The organism is Paenibacillus sp. B1-35, from assembly GCF_050474385.1.
GTDB lineage: Bacteria > Bacillota > Bacilli > Paenibacillales > Paenibacillaceae > Paenibacillus_B > Paenibacillus_B alvei.
The window spans coordinates 38,322-53,794 of sequence record NZ_JBCHVJ010000008.1; the positions used below are offsets into that span (position 1 = coordinate 38,322).

Sequence of the window (15,473 nt, forward strand, 5' to 3'; positions counted from 1 at the left end):
GTTTTGTGAGCACATAACAGGAGGGCAACTAGGGTGAAAGGAAACAAGCAAGGCAAGCGGCCGATGCGCCGAAATGGAGGACAGTCTGCATCTGCGACGCGTTCACAGGAAGCGGTGGGTGGACGCGCGGCACATGCACGCGTGCACAGTGCTCCGGTACAGAAAAACGATGAGGTTATACTGGATATTATCGGATTGACGCATGACGGTGACGGAGTGGGCCGTGCTGACGGCTTCACGCTGTTCGTACAAGGGGCATTGCCGGGTGAACAGGTGCGTGCACTTGTGCTGAAGGTGAAAAAGCAGTACGGATATGCGAAGGTGCTGGAGCGCCTTGCAGACAGCCCGCATCGTGTGGAGTTGGAGCATCCGGCGAATGTATATGGCGGCTGTCAGTTGCAGCATATGGCGTACAGTGAGCAACTGGTCTGGAAGCGGCAGCATGTCGTCGACGTGCTGGAGCGCATTGGGAAGTTCCAAGTGGAGCAGATAGGCACAGGTGAGACCGGAGATGAAATTGGTGTCGCTTCTGGTGATGCCTCCCACGCTTCTGAGCCTGATATTGAACAAGGGAATGCGGTGGCGGCGGATAAGGCTAGCGAAGAACAGAGTCTGAGCGGCCTAAGTGTCACAGCTGTGGTTCAAGAAGATCCGATCAAGGTATGGCCGACGATTGGAATGGAGCAGCCTTGGCGCTATCGGAATAAGAGCCAAATGCCGATCGGTAAAAATGAGCGTACTGGCGAACTGATCGGCGGTTACTTCGCGAAGGCGAGCCATCGGATCATTGATACGGATACGAGCCTGATCCAGCATGAAATGAATGACGACGCGATGCGTGCGGTGAAGCAAGTTGTACGGAAATACGGCATTGCGCCGTATAATGAGGAGCAGCATACAGGGCTACTGCGCCATGTGATGATGCGTGTCGGGTTCCGCACGAATGAGCTGATGATCACCTTCGTGACGAATGGGGACAAGCTGCCGCATCAGGAGAAGATCGTAGCCGAGCTTGCTGAGGCCTTGCCGCAGTTGAAGAGCGTTTGCCAGAGCATTAATACAAAGCGCACGAATGTTATTATGGGAGATAAAACCCGTGTATTATGGGGCTCAGAATATATTACGGATTATATCGGAGATATTGCGTTCAAAATCTCTGCTCGCTCCTTCTACCAAGTAAATCCGGTCCAAACGGAAGTGCTGTATGAGAAGGCTGTCGAGTATGCGGGTCTGACAGGGAACGAGACCGTTATTGATGCGTACTGTGGCATCGGGACAATCTCGTTGTTCCTTGCGCAGCGCGCGAAGCGGGTACTCGGTGTTGAGATCGTCGAGGAAGCGATCGCCGATGCACGCCGCAATGCCGAGTTGAATGGGGTGACGAATGCGGAATTCGCCGTCGGCGCAGCAGAAGACGTTATCCCGCGCTGGAAGGAGCAGGGCGTAACGCCTGACGTCATCGTCGTCGACCCGCCGCGCAAGGGCTGCGATCCCGCGTTGCTCGATACGATGCTCGCCATGCGCCCAGAGCGCATGGTGTACGTGTCATGCAATCCGTCGACGCTTGCTCGCGATTTGCAAGTGTTGGCGGATGGTGGCTACCGTGTCATTGAGGTACAGCCGGTGGATATGTTCCCGCAGACGACACATGTGGAATCGGTGGCTTTGCTGAGTAGGGATAGAACAGCACAGTGAATCCCTTATGTTTATTTGATTTCTTGACGTGAAACAGTAATTAAATATTAGTAATAGAGAAATCGAAGACCCTAATTGATGTAAATTTGATGCAAAAATTGATCGGGGTTTAGCCCAAGTAATCAGAAGACGCCAGGAAAATCCCAGGCGTCTTCTTTAATGTTCTTGTACTGAATTAGATGTAAACAACGACTCAAATACAGAAATTTATCCGTAAATGCTTTATCGGCAGATCGGAGAGCGTGTCCATAGAGATTCATTGTTGTTGTAATGCAGCCATGACCAAGACGCTCCGCTCCGAGATAATTTTGGCGTGCACTCCCTGGTTAATCAGAATTGTAGTAGATGTATGCCTTAAGTCATGAAACCGGATATATCTAAACCCATTTTTAATGAACTTGTTAAATCAATGGTGAGGTCGTTCGTGGTGAAAAGGCGGTTCATTGCGGGTCTGTTTTAACTCTCAAATTTTCGAGGATAGGCCGGATCATTTCATCAGGCTCTACCCCTTCCTCGAAGAGGCACTCAGGAGATTCACCCTTGTTCAGATTAGAATGTAAAGTGCATCTCCAATGATTCTGCCAGCATACATGTTCGCGGCTTCAGGTGGGCACGCGCGAAGAAACCATCAAGCCTTTCAGCAAAAAGGACAATCAACAGCCTTTGTTCCGGTATTATATCGATTTGGCGCTAATGCCATTATTCGTTAAAGAAGATATGGCACATTTACATAATTGGGGTTATTATGAAATTAAAAAGAAGTATCGACTTTCTTATGATGTATCGTTCTAACAATGTCGGTTGTATACAGGGATCAATCTCGCAACATGGGCAATCAATTATGCAGTTAGATACGATTCATGGGATAGGGCTTATGTCGCAAGCAGGATAGAGAAACACGAACTTATACATTCGGCCCTCGAACCGGCAGGAGTTATTTCGAAGAAGCGGAATCAGCAGACAACCCTGCACTAGCCAACTGAACAGCGCAGCCAGCAACTATCTCGCTTTAAAACGAGGTAAAACCAGCATATATTTGTCATTAAACTAACGGAGAACGATAGCTTAATCACTAATAATAACTAATACCTTTTACAACTTCACAATGTAATTGTAAATGAACAAAGAAATGGATAGAAACTCAGATGTATTCTGAAGTCTCTGCCCATTCTTACTTTCACCAATAAAATGTCTAACATCTCTTCTCTTTGGATTGTAGTGTGGTAGCTCAATCTAGAAAAAAAGGTCTTCCTTTTTGCTATATATCTATTTACACAAGATATTTTACGCTCTTTATAAGATACATGGAGATATTTAATGATAGAATAAAAAGCGCCTATAATACCATAAAAAATAAAACTTCCCAAGAATATACATTCATGATATATTAAATTTGAACAAAAATCCCAGAAAATAGGTGGTGTCGTTTTTGAGAATTTCGAAATCTATCATGAGAACTTTAGTAGCTAGTATTCTTGCAACAGTTATGTTTTTATGTTTCTCAGTCCAACCCCAAGTATACGCAGAAAGCCATCAAACAGATTCTTTCGCTTCGAATTATCAAGTGATTTCAGACAATGATCAGGAACTGGTAATTGAAACTAGTCTCCGTGAACCAGTGAATAGTTCTTACAGCTCGTATTTTAATGAAAACGAAAAAGTTACTGGAAATATGAAAGTTGATAAGAAAACAGGTAAAATCGTTTTAACGACCAATGAAAAATCTGAACTAACGAATGAAACAGGAAGAACTTATAGCGTTGTTATTAATGACATTAAAGAAGACGGCGAAATTAATGCCACATTTATTGATGTAGAGACAAATAAAACATATGATATTAATCAGGATAAATTTGTACCTACTTTGGTGTGGTTTGTTCCAATCGGTGTTATCATCGGCGAATGGCTTTTAGGTCAATTGCTTGCTGCTGGAACGGCAATGTTGATTGCAGGAGTAACTTATGTTGCTCTTAATGAAGCAGGTGTTTTATCCAAATTACGAGAAGATAAAACTGCTAATCATTTCATGGCAAAAATAATAGGGGGGAAAGTTTGGGTTGGTGATGGTATGTCTTTGGAGGCAGCGGCATTTAGATTGGTAAATCCTATGCTTGTTAAAGCCGAGCAGAATGTGTGGTCTAAATCATCCGCTTATGCAGATTTAGTTGCTCGAACAGCTGGAGGAGGTAAAGAATCGAAAGGTCCTGAGCTAACTTGCGACCAACTTCCTGGATTCTTCTATTATGCACACTATCATACGCATGATAGAACAGGTGGACATTCATTCTTTTAAATTAAGGAGCTTGTATGCTAAACGAACTTGATCATAAATTTAAAGAGTCTAATTTACCAACATCATACAGTATATCCGCAGTTCAAGAAATATTGATGACGAATTATAAAGCAGTTGAGATGGATGATAAAACATTCTTTGACGACTTGAAGAAGGACCATTGTGTTAACTTTGATCAAATTGTTAAATATTTTGTAATAAACGATGTCGATTTTTTATCCACTCTATATACTCAATATGAAAAAGAAATTCACATAGAAATGTCGCATGTAAATTCTACTTATGTTCATCCGGAAGGATTATCTCGTACAAAATCAGAGGAAATTTGGAAAGAAATCAAAGAAGGAAAGCGGATTCATATCATACTGGAGAGCGCCGACCAAAAAACTATTTCAGGGTTTACCATGCAGGGTATATGTGAAAAAATATTATGGGAACTCATTATTCTTAAAGGTATTCGCCCTGAGGATTGTGCTTTAGGTAACGATTATTATGAGCATTATTTAAATGTACTACATTCCTTAGGTAAGATTTAATAATGTGTAAGGAAAAGAATGCAAATCCTCATACCATGTACACGTCAACGATTTTTTAAGAAGCGTAAAATAAAAAAAGCACGATGTATCCAGCATCGTGACTCTTAACAAAAGCTTGTGGGCGACTACGGCGTTTTAATCAAATGATCGAAAAACCATCGGATTGCAAGGCGACCAACCTAATCCCGGTGGTTTTTCTTGTTTCGCGCTGCTTTCCACGCACTGCGTAAGGCTATTAACCCCACCGCAATACTAACTAGCTTATCGCTAAAACTCGACTTATTTTCATAATCCTGGATACCGGTAGTAAAAAAATTTAGATCCCTTTGACATATGCACCAAACCCTAGAATTTTGTGAAACAGTTTAGCCCCTCGATCGCTGTATTCGGGCAAATTAAGCCTTGAGCGGTGATTTTGCTTCCGTGGAACATCACAAAAAAACAGATAAATTCCTACTTTTTCAGTCTTCCGTTTTCTTTGAATTGCTCCGAATTACTATACAAGGCGAAGCCGACCGTACTAGAAACCATCGGCACGTAAGTTTTTTCTTCTACCCCAATAGCATGTTCCCACAGACCATGCATGTGGAATCGGTGGCAGTGATGGTGCGTAAGGACAATTAAATCAAGTACGTATTGGTATAAATAGTAATGAGGGGCGATGACCCCTCTTTTTCATGATTACCTGACTCAATACATAAGCATGTGGTTTCCATGCCCCATCTTTCTCCTGATGGTAAATAAGCCAGTTAGTGCTATGCTCCGCTTCAATGTACGAGCAGTATGTTTTTATCCGTCCGCAAGCCTGTTAATCTGCAAGGATTAGCTTCGTTCGTATCGACTTAAATTGCGGCGGGTAACGGGGATCGATATTCGCATCGGTAATAATGGCGTTCACATTATCTAGTGGTGTAATGGCAATCTTAACGTCTTTCCCGAATTTGGTGCTGTCTGCCGCGATATACACTTCTTTGGACAGTTCGATCATCTTCTTGCGTGTAATCGCTTCCTCCAAATTGTAATCCGAGATCCCTCGTTCCACCGTAATGCCGCTGCAGCAGATAAATGCTTTTCGAATATTTAATTCATGAAAATTAAAAATATAATCGTACGCGACTACGGAATGTTCTTCTTTGCGGATTTTTCCTCCGATAATAATCAGTTCAACATCGGTATTCATGAGCTCACTGATCACGGGGATGGAGTTGGTGACCACCGTGAGATTGCTCTTGTTTTTAATAAACTTGGCGATGTGATAGGTGGTGGAGCCGCTGTCAATATAGATGCAATCCCCATCGTCGATCATCTCGCTGCATATTTTACCGATGTTTTCTTTTGCCTCAAATAAGCTAACCATCCGCTCATCCATGGAGGATTCTCCATACTTCGACTCCACGATTTTAATACCGCCATATATCTTTTCGATCTTCCCTTGCTTGGTCAATAGATTCAGATCTCGTCGCAGTGTATCCACGGAGATCGCTAATTCGGCTGCCAGCTCTGGCAGTTTAAGCACCTTTTTGATGGCAAGCAATTCTATAATTCTTTGTTGTCTTTCAAGTGGCAGCATAAGTTCACCTATTATCGATTGATATTGTACCTACAGTGTACCGACTGCACCGTTCACATTCAATAAATGGACTATATATTTAACTGAACATTAAACATGGCGCACAATATATGCAAAAGATATGAAATATATATGCATGATTTACGCAACATTTACATAAAACTGCATTTGCTTTGATCATTGATTTATATAATGGGGGTGTGACTAAGGGAGGTGAGCCGATTGCTTAAGCTGCAACATATCAGCAAACAATTTGACGGCAAAATGGTGCTCCAAGATATCAGCTTAGCGATAGGATCTGGCGAGATTGTATCGCTTCTCGGCCCAAGCGGGAGCGGGAAAACGACACTGCTTAATATTATTCTTGGCCTAACGAAGCTGGATCATGGCAGCATTATGTATAACGGCTTGGACATGACACATGTATCCATGAAAAAGCGCGGCTTTAATATCGTATTTCAGGATTATGCGTTATTTCCGAATCTGAATGCTTACGAGAATATCATCTATGGGTTGCGCAATAAGAAAGGAAGCGTGAGCGAGCGGGAGGTTCAAGACTATATTGATTTTTTGGAACTGAAGCCGCATCTAAGCAAGCGAATCAGTGAATTATCAGGCGGACAGAAGCAGAGAGTGGCTTTAGCTAGAACTTTGGTTACGAAGCCGAAGATCCTGCTGCTAGACGAACCGCTCAGCGCATTGGATGGAGTCATTAAAGAATCGATCAAACAACGGATCCAATCCATTGCCAGGGAGTTCAAGCTCACGACGATCATTGTTACCCATGACCCTGAGGAAGCATTAACCCTTTCCGATAAAATTTTGATTATCAATCAAGGCACAATCTCGCAATATGGTACGCCGAGAGAGATTATTGGGCAGCCGAGTAATGAGTTTGTAAAACAGTTTATTATCAAGCAGTTGCAGATTAAGCGGCAGAATATATTCAATCTGTTTGGTGAGCGATATGCATAAAGTAAAGCCGGAAATGCGGATTCTGCTCATCGCCATATTCTTTTTGTTCGCCGTTATTTTGTTCTTGCCGCTGCTTGTCCTATTTATTCGATCCTTCGAGACAGACCAAGGCTTTTCATTTGCCAATTACCGCTCGATTTGGATGAACGATGAGATGATGATAGCTGCCTTGAACAGTATAAAGGTATCAACTGTGACTGCAATCCTAACAACAATATTGGCATTCATCCCTGCGTACACGATTCACTGTACACGTGCTCATCGGACCTTCAAAGGCATGCTGAAGACGACAATCGTTCTTCCCATGCTGCTTCCGACAATTACGTATGGATTTGCCATGATGTATTCACTTGGCAATCAGGGATTGCTGACCAAGCTTGCAGGACAAAATTTGTTCGATATCTATGGCTTTAATGGATTGCTGATCGGTTACGTCATTTATACACTTCCGCCAGCCTTTTTATTGATTCATAACGCATTTAAATATATGGATAAAAAGTTTATTATCGTGTCTCATCTGATGGGCGACAGACCGTTAAGAAGCTTTGCGAATACGATTCTTCGACCGTTGGCAGGGGCATTGGGCGGGGCATTTGTGCTTTCCTTTATCCTAAGCTTTACGGACTTTGGAATACCGGCGTCGGTGGGCGGAACCTATTCGGTGGTGGCTAGCCAGTTATATCAAGTCATGCTGGGCTCCATTCCTGATCTGAATCAGGGGGCTGTCATCGCGGTGCTCATGCTTGTGCCAGCAATATTCGCAATATGGCTGCTGCAGTCTTTAGAGAAGCTCAACTTTCACTATGATCAACTTGGAGAAATCGAGCTGCCCACACATCGACTGCGCGATATTAGCTTCGTGACCGTGTCTTCTGTCATCGTCTTTATGATGCTGTCGATATTCGCCATCATGTTTATCGCGCCGTGGTTGAGCCGATATCCTTATGATCTTACTTTTACATCAAAACATGTCCTAAGTGTACTTCAATCCAGTGATTTAACGAAGGTATATCGGAACTCGATCTGGATTGCCGTGTTAACTTCCGTATTTGGTACGTTGGTTGCTTATTGTGCTGCGCTTCTCAATGTACGGACTTCATTAAGGGCAAGATCACTCACCGATATGGCTTCGATGATCACGAATACGGTGCCTGGCATGGTTCTTGGTATCTCTTACTTGCTCTTATTTAATGGAAGCAGCTTGAAAGGGACCGTTACGATCATCGTGCTGTGCAATATCGTGCATTTCTTTACAACACCTTATTTGATGGCGAAGAATTCGCTCTCCAAGATGAATCCTTCTTGGGAAACGACGGGAGAACTACTTGGAGATAGCTGGTTCAAGACGGTCTATCGAGTAGTCCTGCCTAATTCGGCTGCGACGGTGATCGAGATGCTGGGATATTATTTCCTCAATGCGATGGTTACGATCAGCGGCATCATATTTCTCGTATCCACCCAAACCGCTGTCGTTGCTAGTAAAATCAAGGAGCTTCAGCATTTTGCCAAATTCAATGACATTTTCGTATTGTCGATGCTGATCTTCTTCAGCAATCTGATTGTGAAACTGCTATGTGATTATGGGCAAAAGAGATTTTCGATTCATCGTTAAACAGGCTTGAAACTTATCTATGATATGCCTAAATAATAATAAAAGCGAGGGATTACGATGGTTGGAATGTCAAAAAGATCCAGGATGGTGCTCTTGTCATTAATGGCAATAAGCATGTTGGTGGTATTGGCAGGCTGTGGTGCTGGCAGTGCAAAGGAATCGAAGCAAGTGATTATCTACACCAACGCAGATGAAGAAGCCGTAACAGCGATGGAGTCTGCACTGAAATCCGCAGGCTATGAAGGACAGTATCAACTCCAATCGATGGGGACGTCAGAATTAGGCGGCAAGCTGATGGCTGAAGGGGATAAGATTGAGGCCGATCTTGTGACCATGAGCTCGTATTTCCTAGACAGTTCACAGAGCCAATACAAGATGTATAAAGACTTAACATTTGAAACAGGAGCTATGGATTCGTATCCGTCCTACTACACGCCTATTTTGGCAAATACAGGATCTATCTTTGTGAATACGGAAGTGTTGAAGCAAAAAGGGCTGCAGGCTCCCCAATCGATCAAAGATTTAACGAAGCCTGAATATAAGGATTTGGTGTCGATTCCAAATGTATTCGATTCCTCTACAGCTTGGCTGCTTATACAGGCTATCATCAGTGCTTATGGACCGGAGGAAGGGAAGATTGTACTCCATGATCTCATTGCCAATGCAGGCCAGCATATAGAAAAATCCGGTTCCGGGCCGATTAAGAAAGTTGAAGCGGGAGAAGTAGCTGCTGGATTTGGACTCCGTCATCAGGCGGTACGTGCACACGAAAAAGGAGCTCCGATTGATTATATTGATCCTATCGAAGGGAATTATTCGTTGACAGAGTCCATTGCAGTTATCAATAAGAACAACGAAGTGACGGATCTTGCCATGAAAATGGCGGAGACGATTAGTAAGGATGCAAGAAAAGATTTGATTACGAACTATCCTGTTGCCTTGTACAAAGGGGAGTCCACAGATGCGGTCAATAAGCCAACGAACCCGATGAAGTTCGATCAGCCATTAACCGTAGAGTTATTGAAGGAACATCAGCAGTTTTTTAAAGATGCTAAATAATTCATAACAATAGGGGGAGGGATCATGATGAATAACTACAAATTATTGACCCCAGGACCGTTGACGACGACCCAATCCGTTAAGCATGAAATGTTGCTTGATCGCTGCACGTGGGATGATGACTATAAATCGATTACGCAGAAAATAAGATCCCAGTTATTGACGATTGCAGGAGTGGATTCGGAGCAGTATACAGTTGTATTGATGCAGGGCAGCGGAACCTTTGCCGTAGAATCGGTGATGACATCCGTGATTGCTCCCGAACATAAGGTTCTAATCATCTCCAACGGCGCTTATGGGGAACGCATGATACAGATGGCACAAGTGATAGGGCTGTCGTATGTCGAGCATAAGGCAGACTATGATAAGTATCCGGATATGACGGAACTGGGGGTCATGCTTGAAGCTGATCCAGAGATTACGCATATTGCAATGGTTCACTGCGAGACAACTACAGGGATACTGAATCCGATTGATAGGGTCTCGAAGCTGGCAAAAGCTTATGGAAAAACGTTCATTGTGGATGCGATGAGCAGCTTTGGCGGTATTGAGATCGATGTTGCTGGTCTTCATATTGATTATGTAATCAGCAGTGCGAACAAATGCATTCAAGGTGTTCCTGGCTTTGGTTTTGTTATTGCTAAGCTTGATCAATTGCAGCAATGTCAAGGGATTGCGCGCAGCTTGGCTCTTGATTTGTATGATCAATGGAAGTGTATGGACAAGGACGGGAAATGGCGTTTTACCTCACCAACTCATGTCGTTGCTGCATTCTCCAAGGCATTGGATGAACTGCAAGAAGAAGGTGGAGTCGCAGCAAGACAAGCTCGCTATCAGCACAATAACCTGCTGCTCAGGGAGAGACTTGCGAAGGTTGGCATGACAGCTTACATTAAAGCGGACTACCAGTCGCCAATTATTACGACCTTTCTGTTTCCAAACGAACAATTTCAATTCGCCGAATTCTATCAATATGTGAAAGCAAGAGGCTATGTTATTTATCCAGGGAAGTTGACGAATTTGGATACGTTCCGTATTGGGAACATCGGGGAAATCTATGAGGAAGACATTGATGAGTTATGCCGTATTATTGAGCAATATATGAAGGAGCATTGCAACCATGAATAAAGTAGAAGGAATCATATTGGATTGGGCGGGTACGGCCATCGATTTCGGATGTTTTGCACCTGTGAATGTATTCATCGATATCTTCAAGCAGGCAGGTATCGAGGTGACAATGGATGAGGCTAGAACACCTATGGGGATGCTGAAAATCGATCATATTCGGGCGATGCTGTCGATGCCCAGAGTTTCGGCATTATGGGAAGACCAATATGGGAAGCCATTTACAGAACAGGATGTGGAGCAGCTCTATGCGGCATTTGAGCCTGCGTTAATGTCCTCACTAGCTGAATACACAGATCCGATTCCAGGTGTAGTGGATACCATCGAAACCTTGCGAGCGCAAGGATTGAAGTTTGGCTCTACAACAGGCTATACCCGCACGATGATGGATGTGATCGTACCTATCGCGAAGGAAAAGGGGTACAGTCCCGATCATCTGGTCACACCTAGTGAAACGAATTCTTATGGCAGACCATATCCTTACATGATCCATCGCAATATGGAGGAGCTTAAGCTCTCCGCATGCTGGAAAGTGGTCAAAGTGGGCGATACGGCATCGGATGTGAAAGAGGGAGTCCATGCTGGAGTGTGGTCGGTTGGTGTTGCTGTCGGCAGTTCCGAGATGGGACTCAGCCAAGCGCAATTCGAAGGCCTGTCCGAGGCAGAAAAAGCCGAGATGATCTCGAAGACGAAGCAAAACTTTATGCAATATGGTGCAGATTTTACAATTAGTACGATGCGTGAGCTTCCGCAATTAATCGAAGCGATCAATCAGTTGATCTCAGATGGAAAGAGACCGGGGTGTTTGAAATAAAGGAACATGGAATGGGTTGAGTACGGGGTTGGAATTGAACGAGCTGCCTCTCCAATAAGGGAGGCGGCTTTTTGTTGTCCAGCCTTTTCGGACATTCGCAATATACACGTACTAAAAATCGAATAAAGATGTGATAATATGGGGGAAGGAATTCTAGTAGAATATAGGGGGATTACATGTCCTGGAGCAAATTGAAGCAACAACTGGAGAGCTTTCTCTGTCCTGCGTTACATGGAAGGGTTGAATACCGAGCAACAGGTTACCGTTATTCACCTGATAAAGCAGGCATTTGTTATATTTCGGTAGATAAAAAGAATGTATTCAATATGAGTGATAAAACTAGCTTAATTAAATGGTACCAAACGGAGCAGGAAATTAAGAATGATTCAGATATCCAAATTCCGATCAGCAATGAAGAAATTGAAGCGGTTAGAAAGGATACCAAGGGTGCTCCCGAGGATCGTCTAATCGTAATTGCTAGAAGTAGAAAAATGTCCGGATATGCAAAAGAGCTTTTGTCGGCTTAGTCATCATTAAGTATTTGACATAATGTTGTGGTGCTATATTCCTAATGTGGTGATCATAAGCACAAAAAATTAAATCGGAAAGTCCTTAGGATTAGTAGTGCCGTTTTCAATAATTGAAACAACCCTGTCTTGAATCCTCATGACAATAAACTCTTCATTCAGTCCAAATTGTTTGTTCACTTCGTCGAAACTTCCAATCTTGTGTATAGTATTTTCAGCTAAATTTATTGTAAGTGCAGCAATCCAACTCCCTTGAAAAAAAATATCTGTGGAGACTTGTTTCGCAACTAAATCTACACTTGTGACCACAGCCTTCAAATTAATTGGCACAAACTTTGTGTATCCTGTCGTCAAAATCATCCCTCCTTAGTAATGTTACAGCAGATCCTTGTTTAATAATGGCATAATCTCTCTGCAAAAATCAATCATCTATAAATAAAGCCTGCCTTTTCGTGTGGGTCGTATTTTATTGTAGCAGCAAGTGTGAAGGGGAAGTGGTTGGGATGTTGTACACACGTGTATCACCGTATCGTGTTTAATTGAGAAGGCCCTTTATTTGTTTGTCGTTGTTTATACGTATCGTTGCATTGCTTGTAATAATCGAATAACAATTTATTCGTTTTATTGTCCAGCCTTTTCGGACATTCGCAATATACACGTACTAAAAATCGAATAAAGATGTGATAATATGGGGGAAGGAATTCTAGTAGAATATAGGGGGATTACATGTCCTGGAGCAAATTGAAGCAACAACTGGAGAGCTTTCTCTGTCCTGCGTTACATGGAAGGGTTGAATACCGAGCAACAGGTTACCGTTATTCACCTGATAAAGCAGGTATTTGTTATATTTCGGTAGATAAAAAGAATGTATTCAATATGAGTGATAAAACGAGCTTGATCAAATGGTATCAGACGGAGCAGGAAATTAAGAATGATTCAGATATCCAAATTCCGATCAGCAATGAAGAAATTGAAGCGGTTAGAAAGGATACCAAGGGTGCTCCCGAGGATCGTCTAATCGTAATTGCTAGAAGTAGAAAAATGTCCGGATATGCAAAAGAGCTTTTGTCAGCACAGTCATCATTAAGTAAATCAAATTTTATCGTTGCAGCAAGTAAGTTTTTATCCATTTCTATAGAGGAAAGCATAGAGAGCGATGATATCTTATTGAATATTCTGGCTTTGGTGGATAGACGAGTTGGAAAAAAGCGGATTTTAAACATGGCTGAGAAGATGAAGGTAAAGCATCCCATTGTGCAATATTTTTATGAACTACGGCGTAGTACGTTATAATAATAAATATGTGGTGTCAGGGTTGTTCGAAGAACATAATTGATGTGAAAATTGATCGGAGATCAGCCCAAGTAATCAGAAGACGTCAGGAAATTCCTAGGCGTCTTCTTTAATGTCCTTTTACTGAATTAGAGGTAAACAACGATTCAAATTTTATCAACAGATCCCATTTTTTTATGAACTGTCTAAACAAAAGGTAAGGTCGTTCGTGGTGAAAAGGCTGCGCATTGGATGTGAGAATACGAAAGATACTCACAGCCTGAACATCTTTCTTTCTAAAGTGTCCAGTCTATGGATACCAGTTTATTTTCTCGCTCCTTTTAAGTTATGTTCACCTCAGAATAACGCTCAATTTACACACCATTCATAACATGGTAAAATATAGGATATTATTTCAGGAGAAGGAGGGCTGATATTGAAGGCAGCGCCGATCATAAAAGCAATCGGAGAACTTATCCAAGACACTAGACGTGCATCGAATATGACATTAACGCAGTTATCAGAGCTGTCAGGCATTAACAAAGGTACGATATCTAGAATTGAGAACGGCGATGTAAAACGACCAGAATTTTCGACCGCATATCCGTTGGCAACAGCATTGGGTATCCCCTTTGAAACATTGATTGATTATTATGCTGAGATTGAGAAAAGGGCTGAAATATTGCTGGGCATGCTTCAAACAGCGATTGCAGAAGGAAGTAGTGCTGAACTAATTAGGAAAGTTACGAACAAATACCTTGAATCTCCGAACGAAGACAGCATTGACTTAACCGAGAAGCTATATCAACACATCGACTCCATAGAAGATACCTCTATTAAACTATCTCTGTATAACCTCATCATCGACTACTCACGCTCACATGGAATAATGCCCTATATTGCAAAAGGATTGTACAAAAAATATATGATCGAACGGAATGATTTCAGTAGATTGGAGGAAACGTACCAATCAGGCCATTATATTTTGAACTACGAAAGTTTTTTAAACGATATTGAAAAAATTACACTTTATTATTCATTAGGAGTTCATGCTTTCAGCTTAATGCATTATGACAATTCAATAAGATTTAGCGAATATGTTGTTGATAATGATAATACAATAACTGAAGAATATAAGGCTAATGCACTTTTCAACATTTGTAATTGCTATTATTATCTCGGTGCCTACGAGAATAGTCAAAAATACCTTAGTGAGTATAACAAATATTCTTTCCCCTATATTAAAGACAACATTGATTTGATGAATGGATGTTTACGTGCAAAAACAGGAAATATCGATTTTGGCATTTTACAACTTGAAAATTACTTGCAAAATCACTCCGAATATAATCTCATCTATTCAGTAACTATGCTAATGGATTTATATCTTTTCAAACAAAATTACACCGCAGCGGAAAAATTGATTACCTATGAAAACGAAATGACAAGATCCATTGAAGATTATCGTACTACTCCTGACAAACGTTCAAAACTTGCTCATTACTATAAGCTTAAAGGGGATTTGCTACAAAAAGAAAACATTGAAGAAGCTTTCGACAGCTATATTCAAAGCGCATTAGAATATAAGAAAATTTCATTAGATAGGAAAGCTTATGAGGTATTAGGGTTGATGACAGATGCTGCTAATGGTGATGTTGAAACAACTAATGTAGTGATTCAAAAGTTAAGAACAGCCCTGAATATGTTGAGCAAATAATTCAGAAAAGGAGATAGACAACATGAAAAAAATTATTTTTTATAAGGCTGCTCGTATTATTGTTTCACTGGCTATCACAGGTGTTACTGTAGCACAATTTGGAGGCGGCGCGCCGTGGATTATCGGCTCGTAATCACTTAAAAGGGAGTTTTCCCTTGGTGATATAGTATAAGCATAGCGTAAGCACCCAAAAAGCTGCTTGCTTTTACTTTTTGTTTCTCAAATCACTAAAATATGGAATATATGCAACATATTATATACTCGCTACGTGAGGGTAC

12 protein-coding genes and 1 pseudogene are annotated in these 15,473 nt (G+C 42.0%); 11 read left to right on the forward strand and 2 right to left on the reverse strand.

The annotated features are described in order from the left end of the window. Window positions 1-33: 33 nt before the first annotated feature. From rlmD to ACQ5BJ_RS22745, 3 genes are all read left to right on the forward strand, one after another. Window positions 34-1,695, forward strand: a complete 1,662-nt coding sequence (rlmD, locus tag ACQ5BJ_RS22735) for a 23S rRNA (uracil(1939)-C(5))-methyltransferase RlmD (protein ID WP_430112482.1) — start codon at window positions 34-36, stop codon at window positions 1,693-1,695. Between the two features lie 1,429 nt (window positions 1,696-3,124). Further along, complete coding sequence (locus ACQ5BJ_RS22740) at window positions 3,125-3,988, forward strand: SAR2788 family putative toxin (RefSeq protein WP_005543091.1); 864 nt, start codon at window positions 3,125-3,127, stop codon at window positions 3,986-3,988. A gap of 14 nt (window positions 3,989-4,002) precedes the next feature. Further along, a complete protein-coding gene (locus ACQ5BJ_RS22745; protein ID WP_005543089.1) occupies window positions 4,003-4,524 on the forward strand; it encodes a hypothetical protein in 522 nt (173 codons plus the stop codon). A gap of 808 nt (window positions 4,525-5,332) precedes the next feature. On the opposite strand, the gene ACQ5BJ_RS22750 is transcribed toward ACQ5BJ_RS22745, so the two are convergent. Beyond that, window positions 5,333-6,094, reverse strand: a complete 762-nt coding sequence (locus ACQ5BJ_RS22750) for a DeoR/GlpR family DNA-binding transcription regulator (RefSeq protein WP_268600553.1) — start codon at window positions 6,092-6,094, stop codon at window positions 5,333-5,335. A 222-nt stretch (window positions 6,095-6,316) separates the two neighbouring features. On the opposite strand from ACQ5BJ_RS22750, the gene ACQ5BJ_RS22755 reads away from it, so the two are divergent. The 6 genes and pseudogenes from ACQ5BJ_RS22755 to ACQ5BJ_RS22780 form a co-directional block, all read left to right on the forward strand. Beyond that, complete coding sequence (locus tag ACQ5BJ_RS22755; RefSeq protein ID WP_430112485.1) at window positions 6,317-7,069, forward strand: ABC transporter ATP-binding protein; 753 nt, start codon at window positions 6,317-6,319, stop codon at window positions 7,067-7,069. Then, complete coding sequence (locus ACQ5BJ_RS22760) at window positions 7,062-8,681, forward strand: ABC transporter permease subunit (RefSeq protein WP_430112487.1); 1,620 nt, start codon at window positions 7,062-7,064, stop codon at window positions 8,679-8,681. The genes ACQ5BJ_RS22755 and ACQ5BJ_RS22760 overlap by 8 nt, the downstream gene beginning before the upstream one ends. Window positions 8,682-8,765: 84 nt before the next feature. Next, complete coding sequence (locus ACQ5BJ_RS22765) at window positions 8,766-9,740, forward strand: extracellular solute-binding protein (protein WP_430112676.1); 975 nt, start codon at window positions 8,766-8,768, stop codon at window positions 9,738-9,740. Between the two features lie 27 nt (window positions 9,741-9,767). Next, on the forward strand, window positions 9,768-10,868 hold the full coding sequence (phnW, locus tag ACQ5BJ_RS22770) for a 2-aminoethylphosphonate--pyruvate transaminase (protein ID WP_430112679.1): 1,101 nt from the start codon (window positions 9,768-9,770) through the stop codon (window positions 10,866-10,868). Further along, window positions 10,861-11,679, forward strand: coding sequence for a phosphonoacetaldehyde hydrolase (phnX, locus tag ACQ5BJ_RS22775; RefSeq protein WP_430112489.1), 819 nt, complete (start codon window positions 10,861-10,863; stop codon window positions 11,677-11,679). The genes phnW and phnX overlap by 8 nt, the downstream gene beginning before the upstream one ends. Before the next feature lie 176 nt (window positions 11,680-11,855). Further along, window positions 11,856-12,203: pseudogene (locus ACQ5BJ_RS22780) on the forward strand (SF0329 family protein); the annotation flags it as partial. Window positions 12,204-12,275: 72 nt separating this feature from the next. On the opposite strand, the gene ACQ5BJ_RS22785 reads toward ACQ5BJ_RS22780, so the two are convergent. Then, window positions 12,276-12,560 carry a hypothetical protein gene (locus ACQ5BJ_RS22785; protein WP_197267385.1) on the reverse strand — a complete coding sequence of 95 codons (285 nt, stop codon included), beginning with the start codon at window positions 12,558-12,560 and terminating at the stop codon, window positions 12,276-12,278. A 372-nt stretch (window positions 12,561-12,932) separates the two neighbouring features. Here ACQ5BJ_RS22785 and ACQ5BJ_RS22790 point away from each other — a divergent pair, with 372 nt between their 5' ends. Both ACQ5BJ_RS22790 and ACQ5BJ_RS22795 read left to right on the forward strand, forming a co-directional pair. Beyond that, window positions 12,933-13,499, forward strand: coding sequence for an SF0329 family protein (locus tag ACQ5BJ_RS22790; RefSeq protein WP_430112492.1), 567 nt, complete (start codon window positions 12,933-12,935; stop codon window positions 13,497-13,499). 415 nt (window positions 13,500-13,914) lie between these two features. Then, complete coding sequence (locus tag ACQ5BJ_RS22795; protein WP_289354671.1) at window positions 13,915-15,195, forward strand: helix-turn-helix domain-containing protein; 1,281 nt, start codon at window positions 13,915-13,917, stop codon at window positions 15,193-15,195. The last annotated feature ends 278 nt before the right edge of the window (window positions 15,196-15,473 follow it).

Bases quoted from the DNA above. Each gene is read 5' to 3' on its own strand.
- ACQ5BJ_RS22745 (WP_005543089.1), top strand. From the start codon at position 4,003: ATGCTAAACGAACTTGATCATAAATTTAAAGAGTCTAATTTACCAACA.
- ACQ5BJ_RS22765 (WP_430112676.1), top strand. From the start codon at position 8,766: ATGGTGCTCTTGTCATTAATGGCAATAAGCATGTTGGTGGTATTGGCA.
- phnX (WP_430112489.1), top strand. From the start codon at position 10,861: ATGAATAAAGTAGAAGGAATCATATTGGATTGGGCGGGTACGGCCATC.
- ACQ5BJ_RS22750 (WP_268600553.1), bottom strand. From the start codon at position 6,094: ATGCTGCCACTTGAAAGACAACAAAGAATTATAGAATTGCTTGCCATC.
- ACQ5BJ_RS22760 (WP_430112487.1), top strand. From the start codon at position 7,062: ATGCATAAAGTAAAGCCGGAAATGCGGATTCTGCTCATCGCCATATTC.
- phnW (WP_430112679.1), top strand. From the start codon at position 9,768: ATGAATAACTACAAATTATTGACCCCAGGACCGTTGACGACGACCCAA.
- ACQ5BJ_RS22790 (WP_430112492.1), top strand. From the start codon at position 12,933: ATGTCCTGGAGCAAATTGAAGCAACAACTGGAGAGCTTTCTCTGTCCT.